We start from the raw sequence: 12,289 nt of genomic DNA on the forward strand, positions 1-12,289 counted from the left end.
GGATGAACGGTTTCAGCCGCGACAGAAACGGGACCGCGGGGGCTTCGCGCAAGGACGGCGGGCACGTACAGGCTTCCGGCCCCTCCTCCGTCAAATCCTTGTGGGACCTGAAGGTCGCCGTCATCGTCGAGCGCAACGACGATGGCGAGCGCCTTGTGCGGGAGCTGCAGCGGCTGCGCTGCCAGGTGCATCACGAATGGCCGATGCCGCCGCAGATTCCCGTCCATTGCGACGTCGCTTTCTGCGCGCTGTCGGCCGACTTGCCGCAAAGGTTGCCTTGGATACCGGGTGAACCGGGTGCGGCGCTGGTCGTCGTCGATCGGGGCGAGACGCCGCTGGATCTCACGCTGCTGCACAACTGCGCCGCGCATGGCGTTCTCCACTACCCGATCACCACACGGTCGGTGCAAGCCGTGCTGTCGCTTGCGCGCAGCCACTTCCTCTACGAGCGGCGGCTGCGCGGCCGCATCGAGAAACTGGACGAAAGCCTGCGCACCATGCGCTCCGTGGAGCGGGCCAAATCGCTGCTGATCCGTGTCAAGAACATCACCGAAGAGGAAGCCTACAACTACCTGCGGCGGCAGGCGATGGAGCGCCGCGTGACGATCGGCGCCGTCGCCGGCGCCATCGTTGACTCATACGATCTTCTGAGTTAGCGTTTCCGAATTGGCGGCAACGATGCCGCCAGCGAAATACGGGTAATGGAACCTCACGGTCTTCGCGCAAGCGAAACGTGGGGTTTTTTGTTGCGAACGACAGGGTTCGCCTGCGGCTCGGCGCCGCTGACATCGAAACGGCAATGTGGCCTCGAAACGGTCTGCCTCGCGCAGCTCGCTTCGGGGCCATTTCATTTTCAGGGGAGAGAAAGGTGAAGAACAACCGTCGCAATTTTCTGAAAGGCACCGCCGCGCTCGGCACCGCCACGCTCGTCGGCTTTCCGCATATCTGGAACAAGAACTATTCGCTGGCACGCGCCGCCGATGGCAAGATCAAGGTCGGCGTGCTGTTTTCACTGACCGGCACCACCGCCATCATTGAGGAATCGCTGAACAAGGCCACCATCCTCGCCATCGAGGAGATCAACGCCGCCGGCGGCATCAACGGCATGCAGATCGAGGCGGTGGTGGAAGACCCGGCCTCGGACCCCGCCACCTTCGCCGAAAAGGCGCGCAAGCTGGTGATGTCCGACAAATGCGTGTCGGTGTTCGGTGCTTACACCTCGGCCAGCCGTAAGGCGGTGCTGCCGGTGTTCGAGAAGCAGGAAAACCTGTTCTGGTACCCGACCCTCTATGAGGGCCGCGAGTGTTCGAAGAACGTCGTTTACACGGGTGCCGTACCCAACCAGCAGCAGGACGATTTCATCCCCTGGCTGGTCGAGAAGTTCGGCAAGCGCTGGTACCTGATCGGCTCCAACTACATCTACCCGAAGGAAGAGAACAACTACTGCAAGAAGCTGTTGGCCGAACTCGGCGCCGAAGTGGTGGCCGAGGAATACGTGCCGCTCGGCCATTCGGAGTTCTCCTCCGTCATCAACAAGTTGAAGGCGGAAAAGCCGAACGTCATCTTCTCCACCGTCGTCGGCGACTCTGTGGTGGCGCTGCATCGCCAGTATCACGCGGCCGGTCTCGATCCGCAGACGATGCCGATGGCGAGCCTGACCACGTCCGAGAACGAAGTGGCGGCCATGGGCGGCGAGGCGGCCGCCGGCCACTTCACCTCGGCCCCCTACTTCATGGTCTGGGATTCGCCCGAGAACCATAAGTTCGTCGACGCCTACAAAAAGCGCTGGGGCGCCGACAAGGTCACGCACTTCGTCTCCGAGCCGTCCTACTTCCAGATCCACCTGTTCAAGCAGGCATGCGAGAAACTGGCGGCCAGCGACATCACGCCCCTCGGTGTCCGCGAAGCCCTGAAGGGACAGGAGATGATCGCACCGCAGGGCAAGGTACGCATCGAGCCGGAAAACCAGCACACCTGGCTCTGGCCGAAGATCGGCCAGTGCCAGCCCGACGGCCAGTTCAAGATCCTCAAGCAGTCGGACAACTGGCTGGAGCCGGACCCCTACAAGGCCTACCCGAACCAGAAGTGCACCGCCGAAGGCCTCAAGCAGACCTGAGCGCGTCCGCGCGGCGGCGATGGTTGGTCATCGCCGCCAACGCCCCTCCCGTTTCGAAAAGCACGCGCCATGGATATCGTCGTTTCGCAGATCATGACCGGACTGAGCATCGCCTCGATCCTGATGCTCGTCTCGCTCGGCCTTGCCATCATCTACGGCGTCACCGGCGTCATCAACCTCGCGCATGGCGAGTTCGTCATGCTCGGCGCCTACGCCGCCTGGGCGCTCCAGACCGAACTCGGCCTCGGCCTCCTGCCGAGCCTCGTGGCGATCTTTCTCATCCTGGCCGCTGTCGGCTGGCTGGTCGAAGTGCTGGTCATCCGCCATCTCTACGACCGCCCCCTCGATACCATCCTGGCCACCTGGGGCATCGGCGTCATGGCCCAGCAGGCGATCCGGCTGACCGCCGGCGGCGAGCTGCGCTATGTGCAGATGCCGGAATCGCTTTCCGCTAGCGTCGACATCTTCGGCGCCACGGAATCCGCCTACCGGCTGTTCATCCTGGCCGTCGCCCTGGCGCTGTTCGCCGTCACCTGGGCGATCTATCGCTACACCAGTTTCGGCCTGAAGCTCAGGGCCATCACCCAGAGCCGGTCGGTCGCGTCCTCCTTCGGCATCAACGCCAGCCGCATTTACCGCCTGACGTTCGCTTACGGGGCGGGCATCGCTGGCCTTGCCGGCGCGCTGGTTTCACCGCTCAAGAGCGTCTCGCCCGAAATGGGCACCACGTATGTCGTGGACGCCTTCATGGTCGTCGTGCTCGGCGGCGCGCAAAGCCTGATGGGCACGCTGGCAAGCTCCGGCATCCTCGGCGAACTCTCCGGCTATCTCGCCTTCTATTCCAACGACACCATCGCCAAGGCGCTCGTGCTCCTGGCCATCGTCGTCATCATCCGCTTCCGGCCGCAAGGCCTCTTCACCGCCCGCGTGCGTGCGTGAGCCCGTCCATGCCAATCCAGGGAAAGAACAAAGTGTCCGGCAAGACCAAATTGGAGATCGCCGTCTACGCCGCCGTGTGCCTGGCGATTCTGGCGCTCCCGCTCGTCCTCGACGACGCCTTCCTGCTCAACAAATACGCCCGCTATCTGGTGCTCGGCATCCTCGCCGTCTCGCTCAGCCTGTCGTGGGGCTATGCAGGTATCCTCAATCTCGGTCAGGCCACCACCTTCGGCCTCGGCTCCTACTGCATGGCGATGGCGCTGAAGCTGAAGACCATCCCCATCCACACCGGCGCCGACGGCCTGCCCGACTTCATGGTGTGGAACAACGTCCCCGAGCTGCCCTGGTTCTGGAAGCCTTTCTATTCCATGACCTTCGGCGTCGCCGCCGGCATCGTCGTGCCGATACTGTTCGCCGCCCTGCTCGGCTGGTTCATGTTCAGGGGGCGCGTCACCGGCGTCTATGCGGCCATCACCACGCTGGCGGCGATGGTGGTGGTGCAGCTCCTCATCATCGACCAGCAGGCCTATACGGGCGGCTTCAACGGCATCACCGACCTCGCCCAGTTCGACGTCGCTGGCTTCACTTTCGACGCCTATTCCTCGTCCAGCTACTATCTCGTCGCCATCTGCCTGACGGTTTCGCTGTTCCTCGCTTTGGCCGTCACCAAGAGCAAGACCGGCCTCATCGTCCAGGCTATCCGCGATCAGGAGGACCGCGTCCGCTTCTTCGGCTATGACGTGGCGCTCTACCAGATCTTCATCTTCTCGGTCTCGGCCGCGATCGCCGGCCTCGCCGGCATGCTCTACACGATCGTCATGGAGTTCGCCTCGCCGACCTTTCTCGGCGTGCCGCTCTCCCTTTCGGTGGTCATCTGGGTCGCCGTCGGCGGCAGGCAGAGCCTTTTGGGCGCCATGCTCGGCGCGCTCGTCGTCACCGGCACGCAGGGCGCCTTGTCGGAATCCGAGACCTTCCTCGACAGCTGGACGCTGATCATGGGCCTGCTGTTCGTCCTTGTCGTCCTGTTCCTGCCCAAGGGTATCGCCGGCGCTGTCGAAAAACTCGCCGGCAAGTTCGGACACCGGCACGCGATCCCGGTATCTCCGCCGCAACTGCAACCGCAGCGCACGGAAGCGGTCGCCAACACCCGTCACGCGGAGAGCCTGTCATGAGCCCGGCCCCGCAACCGCAACTCTTGATCGATCGCGCCCAGGTCTCGTTCGGCGGCTTCATCGCCATCTCCGACCTGACGCTGGGCGTCGGCCAAGGCGAACTGCGCTGCCTCATCGGGCCGAACGGCGCCGGCAAGACCACGGCTCTCGACGTCATCTGCGGCAAGACGAGATTGTCAGCCGGCGAGGTCCGTTTTCGCGACAAGCCGATCCACCGTTTGAGCGAGCACTCGATCGCCCGCGCCGGGATCGGCCGCAAGTTCCAGGTGCCGAGCGTCTTTCGCGAACTCAGCGTGCGCGACAATCTCTATATCGGCCGTTCCAGTCAGCCGGGAATCCTGGCCAACCTGTTCGCCTTCGGCCAGAGCGGCGAGAAGGAGGAGATTGAAAGGCTGGCGGATCTCGTCGGCCTTAAGGATGAGCTGGAAACGCCGGCCGCCTTCCTGTCGCACGGGCAGACACAGTGGCTGGAGATCGCGCTGATCCTCGCCCAGAACCCCCTCCTCGTTCTCATGGACGAGCCGACCGCCGGGATGACGCAACAGGAAACCAGGAAGACGGCGGAACTGTTCTGCCGCCTGCGCGGCAAGCACACGCTGATCGTCGTCGAGCACGATATGGGTTTCGTGCGCGACATCGCCCAGACCATTTCCGTCATGCACCAGGGCAAGCTGCTCGCCGAGGGAACGATCGCCGAGATCGAAGCCAACCAGGCCGTGCGCGACGCCTATCTCGGCTCGGGAGGGATCGGCCATGCTTGAGCTTGCCAATGTCGACGGCTTCTACGGCCGCAGCCGGGCGTTGCAATCGGTTTCACTCAAGATCGAGGCAGGCGACTTCTTTTCCGTCCTCGGCCGCAACGGCGTCGGCAAGACCACGCTGCTGCGCACGGTGCTCGGCCTGATGAGCCGTACCACCGGCTCGATCCGCCTCGACGGCGAGGAACTGGTCGACCAGCCGACCCACAAGCGCGCATTGGCCGGCGTCGGCTACGTGCCGCAGGGGCGCGGCATCCTGCCTTCCTTCACCGTCCGCGAGAACCTGATGGTCGGGACTTTCGCCGCCAAGGGCGGCGGCGGCCGCATCGCCGAGTGGGTGCTGGAACTGTTCCCCATCCTCAAGGAGTTCCTCAACCGACGCGGCGGCAACCTGTCAGGCGGCCAGCAGCAGCAGCTCGCCATCGCGCGCGCGCTGCTGTCGGAGCCCAAGATCATGCTGCTCGACGAACCGACCGAGGGCATCCAGCCGAATATCGTCGAGCAGATCGAAAACGTTCTGATCGACCTGAACCGCAAGCACGGCCTGACCATCGTGCTTGTCGAGCAGAACATCGCCTTCGCCCGCCGCGCCTCGCGGCATTTCGCCATTTTCAACCGAGGCAGCGTCGCGGTCGAAGGGCCGATCGGCCAGCTCAGCGACGAGATGATCCAGCAGCATCTGGTTGTCTAGACGGACACCGGTAAACCCCAGAAGGAGCATGACATGTATCACGGCGATATTTCGAGCAGCAACGACACCGTTGGCGTTGCCGTCGTCAACTACAAGATGCCACGCCTGCACACGCGTGACGAGGTGCTCGCCAACGCCCGCAACATCGCCAAGATGGTCGAGGGCATGAAGGCCGGCCTGCCGGGAATGGATCTGGTGATCTTCCCCGAATATTCCACGCACGGCATCATGTACGACCAGAAGGAGATGTACGAGACGGCCTCGGCCATTCCCGGTGAGGAGACGAAGATTTTCTCCGACGCCTGCAGGAAGGCGCGCGTCTGGGGCGTCTTCTCGCTTACCGGCGAGCGCCACGAGGAGCATCCCAACAAGGCGCCCTACAACACGCTGATCCTGATCAACGACAAGGGCGAGATTGTGCAGAAGTACCGCAAGATCATGCCCTGGGTGCCGATCGAGGGCTGGTATCCCGGCGACTGCACCTATGTCACCGAAGGCCCGAAAGGCCTGAAGATCAGCCTCATCATCTGCGACGACGGCAACTATCCCGAGATCTGGCGCGACTGCGCCATGCGCGGGGCGGAACTCATCATCCGCTGCCAAGGCTATATGTATCCGGCCAAGGAACAGCAGATCCTGATCTCCAAGGCGATGGCCTGGGCCAACAACGTCTACGTCGCGGTTGCCAACGCCGCCGGCTTCGACGGCGTCTATTCCTACTTCGGCCACTCCTCCATCATCGGCTTCGACGGCCGCACGCTGGGCGAGTGCGGCACGGAGGAAAACGGCATCCAGTACGGCCAGCTTTCGGTCTCGCTGCTGCGCGACGCCCGCCGCAACATGCAGTCGCAGAATCACCTCTTCAAGCTTCTGCATCGCGGCTATACCGGCCTCATCAATTCCGGCGACGATACGCGCGGGCATGCGGTCTGCCCGTACAACTTCTACAAGCAGTGGATCACCGACCCGGAAGGCACCCGTGAGAAGGTCGAGGCGATGACTCGGCAGACCGTCGGCACGTCGGAAGCGCCGATCGAAGGTATTCCCAACAAGGTGGCGGCCCACCGCTAGGTGGGCTCTGCCTTGGCGCCGCGGCCGACGAGGAGGCCGCGGCGTACCGGCGCCGGAAACATCGTGAATTCTGGAGACTGAAATGCACCAAGGAACGGGTTTTGCCGCTGGCGTTTCCGGCGGCGAACGGCTCGATGATTTTCGTATTGCGTCCGAGCCCTACTTCCGGCCGGTCGCAAACGAGGTCGGCCTGTTCGAAGCGGCTTTCGCCTCGCGCATGCCGATCATGCTGAAAGGGCCGACCGGTTGCGGCAAGACGCGCTTCGTCGAGCACATGGCGTGGCGATTGAAGCGCCCGCTCATCACCGTATCCTGCCACGAGGACATGACAGCCTCCGACCTCGTCGGCCGCTACCTGCTCGACGCCGACGGAACTGTCTGGCACGACGGGCCGCTGACGCTCGCCGTGCGCTCAGGCGCCATCTGCTACCTCGACGAGATCGTCGAGGCGCGCCAGGACACCACCGTCGTCATCCATTCGCTGACCGACGACCGCCGCATCCTCCCGCTGGAGAAGAAGAACGAGGTACTCAAGGCGCATCCCGACTTCCATCTCGTCATCTCCTACAATCCCGGCTACCAGAGCGTATTGAAGGACTTGAAGGAATCGACCAAGCAGCGCTTCGCGGCGATCGCCTTCTCCTACCCCGAAGAAGCGATCGAGACGGAGATCGTCGCCACCGAATCCGGCGTCGATCGCAAGACGGCGACGACACTGGTGCGCATCGGCCAGCGCGCTCGCAACCTGAAAGGTCATGGTCTGGAGGAGGGCGCCTCCACCCGCATGCTCATCAATGCTGGCCTCTTGGCGAAGCGCGGTATTCCGATCGAGGAAGCCTGCGAGGTCGCGCTGGTGCTGCCGATCACCGACGACCCCGACATGCGCGACGCTCTGAAGGCCGCCGTCGCCACCTGCATCTGACCGCCATGAACGAGAATGCGCCAGACCGGCGCAACGCCGTCCATCAGCAGGCGCTCGACCGCGGCGCGCCGTCGGCTTTTCCGGGCGACCTGCACCCGGCCTGGATCCGCGCCTGCCGGCGCCTCGCCGGTGCAGGCTACGGCGACACCGTTACCGACGCTTATATCCGCTCCTCTCCCGACATCGCCCGCGCGGCGACCCCGCAGGCGGCGATCGACCTTGCCGACACCGTTTCGAGCGTGGCCATACGTTCCGGCCGCACCGCTGCCGCCCTGCTCTCCGAAACCGCGCTCGATGCCGCGGGCAGGCTCGGCGAAAGCGGCTTCGCCCGCTGGGTGGCGCTGATGGAATATGCCAACACCGGCGCGCCCGAATCCCTCACGGCGCTGCTGAAGGCAATGCCGAAACTCCTGGCGGAGATCGACCTCGACGGGCTGGAAGCCTGGCTGCGCATCGGCATCCACGCGGCCGAAGGCGACGCCAAGCGGCGCCTGCGTTTCTTCACGATGGAAGACCCGTCCGCCGTCCGCTGGCTGCAACGAACCAGCGGTCAGGCCGGCTTCGCCGATATGGAGGCGAGGCTGAAGCCGTTCCTGACCGCACTTTGGGGCGACAACCCGCCGCTCAGGGAAACGCCGGCCAACGCGCCAGAGCAGGCGCGCCGCCGGCCGGGCTTCGACGGCAGCATCGTGCGCCTGCCTTCCGCCTATCCAGGCTTCCAGCGCACCGAAGCCGAGCGGCTCTACCGGGCCGCCGTCGCCCATATCGGCGCGCATCTGCGCTTCACGCGCGAGCGTTTTGCGCTGGGCAGCCTGCGGCCGATGCAGATCGCGCTCGTGTCGCTGATCGAGGACGCCCGCGTCGAGCGTCTGGCCATGCAGGACCTGCCCGGATTGGCGCGACTGTTCCAGCCATTCCACACCGCGCAGCCGACCAGCGCCGTCAACGCGCAAACCCTGTTCGCCCGCCTCGCCCGCGCGCTGGCCGATCCGGCCTACGAAGACCCGAACCCCTGGGTCGTCAAGGCGCGCGCCGCCTTTCTGGCGGAGCCGGACCTGCGCGACCAGCAGCTCAGCCGCCGCATCGGTAACCTGCTTGGCAACGACCTCGGTCAGATGCGGCTTCAGTTCGATCCCAAGACCTACGTCGTCCAGCCACCCTACCGTGACGACAATCTCGGCCTGTGGGATTTCGGCGACGACGACCAGCAGAACGCCGACGCCGAGGAAGTGCTGTCGAGCGCCCGCATTCGGCAGGAGGAAAACGACGACAGCCCCGACCGGGTCGAGCCTGAGAACAGACCGGACGCCGAATCCGGCCAGGTCGAGATCCAGGAGGTCGAAATGGATGGCGTGCTGGTCGCCCGCTACCCGGAATTCGACTACGTCACCGGGCGCGAGCAGCGTGACTGGACGTCGGTCAAGGAATATCTCGCCAATTCCGGGCCGGCCGAGCGCGTGGCGCGCCTGCGCGAACAGCGTGCCGACCTCGCCAACCGGCTGACGGCATTGATCCGCTCGGCCCGCGTCAGCCGCGCCGAGCGCCTGCGCCGGCAATCGGAAGGCGATTTCCTCGACATCGATGCCTGCATCGACGCGGCGATCGCGCGCCGCATCGGCGAGCCGCCCAGCCCGCGCATCCACGGCCGCTACGAGCGCCGCAGCCGCGACCTCTCCGTGCTCCTGCTGCTCGACGCCTCGCAATCCACCGCCGACCGCGTGCGCGACGGCCGGCAGACCGTGCTCGACGTCGAGCGGCAGGCGGCCGCGCTGCTGTCGCAGGCGATGGCGGGCCTCGGCGATCCCTTCGCGCTCGCCGCCTTCTGTTCCGACAAGCGCGACGACGTGCGCTACATGCGCATCAAGGATTTCGGCCAGCCATACGACGGGTTGGTGGAATCGAGGCTGGCCGGCCTGCAAAGCGGCTTCTCGACCCGGCTGGGCGCAGCCATGCGGCATGCCGGCGCCGACCTCGCCACGCAACGCAGCTATCGCCGCCTGCTTCTGGTCGTCACCGACGGCGAACCGTCCGACATCGATGTCGAGGATCGGCGCTATCTCGTCGAGGATGCCCGCAAGGCCGTGCAGGGCCTCAGCCGGCTCGCCATCGACACTTTTTGCGTCGGCCTCGACTCGGCCGCCGATTCCTATCTCGGCCGCATCTTCGGCCAGAAGAACGCCATCTCCATCGCCACGGTGGAGCGGCTGACCGAACTTCTGCCGAGACTTTACCTCACGCTCGGCCGCTGATCTTTCCGCTTTGCTCAAGATAATTCGATATGAGATTCAATGCATCTTCCCGCCTGCCCTCAGAGGCGTGGACCGATGTCTTTGTCCCATTCGTAATGAACTCGTTTCACAGCCCCAAGGGTTTTCCGGGTTCATCCCGCTCCAGTTGAGCGCTGCCACGAAGATTATTGTCGGGAATATCGTGCGACATGGCAGATCTATGTCGACAATTACGGGAGCAAAGCGGCACCGCGCTCATGGAAGCGGATATATTCTTCCTCCGGTACGAATGAACCGCCTGTTGTCCAGAACAGATGCGTAGCCGAGGCAGGCGAGATCTCGTGCTCGCCGTAATATTTTATTCCGCCCAGAATCCGCGCCGGTCCGAGCAACCCGGCTGCCGCCGAGGGCTCGATGCGCAAACCCGTCGCGCGCTCCAGTCGTACCAGCATTCTGAAGAGTTCGTCATCGGCGACCGTAAAAACGCCGCTGATAAGACGCTCGACCAACCCGAACACCAGTTCGGATGCCTGTGCCACAGCTAGTCCGTCGGCCTCTGTCCTGTTGTCGAGGCCGTAGTCGTAAACGGATCGCGGCTCGCTCGACAGCATCCGTACCATGAATGCCGGCGAAGCAGCGGGTTCCGCAAAGAAGCAATGCACCGCATCACCATAGACCTGCTTCAGGCCCCAGGTGATCCCGCCAGGTGCCCCCCCGACTCCACACGGCAGATAGACGAACAAGGGACGCTGTACATCGATCGCTATCTCCAGATCGTCGAACTGGTTCTTCAGACGCAAAGCCGCGACCGCATAGCCGAGGAAAAGATCGAGCGAATTCTCGTCATCGACAAAATGCGCACGTGGGTCTCCGGACATCTGATCCCGACCGGCCGCGACGGCCTTGGCATAGTCGCCAAGATGCTCCACCACCTCGACGCCACGGTTGCGCAAGCGCGTCTTTTTCCATTCCTTGGCGTCGTTCGACATGTGTACAGTCGTCTTGAATCCGAGCGCCGAGGCCATGACGCCGATGCTCAAGCCCAGATTTCCGGTGCTTCCGACACCGACATGGAAATTGGCGAAATGCGCACGCGCCTTACGAGTCGTCAGAGCCCTAAGGTCGTCGCCGGGCCGAATCAGGCCGCCGGCGAGACCGACCTTTTCGGCATAGGCCAACACTTCGTAGATTCCGCCGCGCGCCTTGATCGATCCCGCTATCGGCAGGGCATGGTCGGCCTTTATAAAGGCGTTGCCGGGCAGGTCGGCTTCAAAGAACGACGACGCGGACGGCAATGGCACGAGTGGGGACTCTATGACCCCGGCTGACGATTCCAGCTCTGGAAACAGGATCGCCAGCGCAGGCGCCCAGCCTGCCAGCCTGTCCGCGGCAGCATCCAGATCGTTTCGTCGCACGGCGAGAGTAGGCAGCACGTCGGTCGTCGTCGACAAACGCAGGTTGGGCAGGAACGTCGGCCTGCCGTCGCGAACGGCCGCGTCGATTTCCTCATTTCTTCCATTATCGGAAACGTCTGTCAGCATCGTCCGTCGATCCCTATTCAAACCTTGTGACAAAAAGCCCAAGCGAAACTCGCTTTGTTGGTGTAATCGATTACCTCGACCGCAAATCAGATCGACCAGCAGCGCCGGTTATCGTCTTGTCGACCGGCCTGTAACCAGGCAGCAAACAGAGAATCCCGATATCCATGTCACTTCTTTCTTCTTCACCGGATGCGGTTATCTTCGACTTCGACGGGGTCATCGTTCAGTCCGTGGAAATCAAGGCGGAAGCGTTCGCCACCATCTACCGGAACGAGAACCCCGAACTGGTTCGGGCGATCATCGAATATCAGCATGCCCATGGCGGGGTGAGCCGCCGAGAAAAGTTCAAGCATTTCGAACGCGAATTTTTCGGCCGTGATCCCACGCCCGAAGCGATCGAGGCCCTTTCGCGCAAGTTCACGTCGATCGTCTATGACGCGGTGGTCGGATGCCCCTTCGTCGACGGAGCGCCGGAGGCACTTGAGACGCTTCACGCCCACATTCCGCTCTATCTGGTGTCGGGCACGCCTCATGACGAATTGATTCCCATCGTCGAGGCGCGCCGGCTTGCCCGTTTTTTCAAGGGCATATACGGCGCCCCCGCCACCAAGCCGCAGGCATTTCGGAACATTCTCGACGCCAATGGCTTCGACGCGGGCAGGACCGTTGCGATCGGCGATTCGCCGACCGAATATGAAGCTGCGTTTCACCTCGGTATGCCCTTCGTCGCCATTGTGCCTCGCGGCGGCGCGAGCCGGTTTCCTTCCGATGTGGCGGCTCTGCCCGATCTTGTCGGGCTCGCCGGTCTCCTGCTTTCACGCGACACGTCGAGGCGCTAGCGCGCAAGGCGC

Annotated in this window: 11 protein-coding genes; 10 read left to right on the plus strand and 1 reads right to left on the minus strand. The window is 63.8% G+C overall.

The window, feature by feature from the left end:
- Positions 1-2 precede the first annotated feature (2 nt).
- The 9 genes from FGU64_RS15295 (at position 3) to FGU64_RS15335 (ending at position 9,918) form a co-directional block, all read left to right on the plus strand.
- Positions 3-656: an ANTAR domain-containing protein gene (locus tag FGU64_RS15295; RefSeq protein ID WP_139953968.1), complete on the plus strand. Its 654-nt coding sequence runs from the start codon at positions 3-5 to the stop codon at positions 654-656.
- A gap of 212 nt (positions 657-868) precedes the next feature.
- Entirely contained in the window at positions 869-2,116 is a 1,248-nt protein-coding gene (locus FGU64_RS15300; RefSeq protein ID WP_180375543.1) for a transporter substrate-binding protein, read from the plus strand.
- 69 nt (positions 2,117-2,185) lie between these two features.
- Complete coding sequence (gene urtB / locus FGU64_RS15305) at positions 2,186-3,055, plus strand: urea ABC transporter permease subunit UrtB (protein ID WP_139953970.1); 870 nt, start codon at positions 2,186-2,188, stop codon at positions 3,053-3,055.
- 32 nt (positions 3,056-3,087) lie between these two features.
- Positions 3,088-4,227, plus strand: coding sequence for an urea ABC transporter permease subunit UrtC (gene urtC, locus FGU64_RS15310; RefSeq protein ID WP_246671130.1), 1,140 nt, complete (start codon positions 3,088-3,090; stop codon positions 4,225-4,227).
- Complete coding sequence (urtD, locus tag FGU64_RS15315; protein WP_139953972.1) at positions 4,224-4,988, plus strand: urea ABC transporter ATP-binding protein UrtD; 765 nt, start codon at positions 4,224-4,226, stop codon at positions 4,986-4,988. Before urtC ends, urtD begins: the two co-directional genes overlap by 4 nt.
- A complete protein-coding gene (urtE, locus tag FGU64_RS15320) occupies positions 4,981-5,676 on the plus strand; it encodes an urea ABC transporter ATP-binding subunit UrtE (RefSeq protein WP_139953973.1) in 696 nt (231 codons plus the stop codon). The genes urtD and urtE overlap by 8 nt, the downstream gene beginning before the upstream one ends.
- A 33-nt stretch (positions 5,677-5,709) precedes the next feature.
- On the plus strand, positions 5,710-6,747 hold the full coding sequence (locus FGU64_RS15325) for an aliphatic amidase (protein ID WP_139953974.1): 1,038 nt from the start codon (positions 5,710-5,712) through the stop codon (positions 6,745-6,747).
- Positions 6,748-6,829: 82 nt separating this feature from the next.
- Entirely contained in the window at positions 6,830-7,669 is an 840-nt protein-coding gene (locus FGU64_RS15330) for a CbbQ/NirQ/NorQ/GpvN family protein (RefSeq protein WP_139953975.1), read from the plus strand.
- A gap of 5 nt (positions 7,670-7,674) precedes the next feature.
- The gene (locus tag FGU64_RS15335) at positions 7,675-9,918 is read left to right on the plus strand and encodes a VWA domain-containing protein (protein WP_139953976.1); all 2,244 of its coding nucleotides are present in this window, start codon (positions 7,675-7,677) and stop codon (positions 9,916-9,918) included.
- A 209-nt stretch (positions 9,919-10,127) separates the two neighbouring features.
- Here FGU64_RS15335 and FGU64_RS15340 read toward each other — a convergent pair whose 3' ends face one another.
- Positions 10,128-11,438, minus strand: a complete 1,311-nt coding sequence (locus FGU64_RS15340) for a D-serine ammonia-lyase (protein ID WP_139953977.1) — start codon at positions 11,436-11,438, stop codon at positions 10,128-10,130.
- Positions 11,439-11,602: 164 nt separating this feature from the next.
- Here FGU64_RS15340 and FGU64_RS15345 point away from each other — a divergent pair, with 164 nt between their 5' ends.
- Positions 11,603-12,277 carry an HAD hydrolase-like protein gene (locus FGU64_RS15345; RefSeq protein WP_139953978.1) on the plus strand — a complete coding sequence of 225 codons (675 nt, stop codon included), beginning with the start codon at positions 11,603-11,605 and terminating at the stop codon, positions 12,275-12,277.
- The last annotated feature ends 12 nt before the right edge of the window (positions 12,278-12,289 follow it).

It is taken from the genome of Mesorhizobium sp. 8, from assembly GCF_006351905.1.
In the GTDB taxonomy this organism is placed as follows: domain Bacteria; phylum Pseudomonadota; class Alphaproteobacteria; order Rhizobiales; family Rhizobiaceae; genus Mesorhizobium; species Mesorhizobium composti.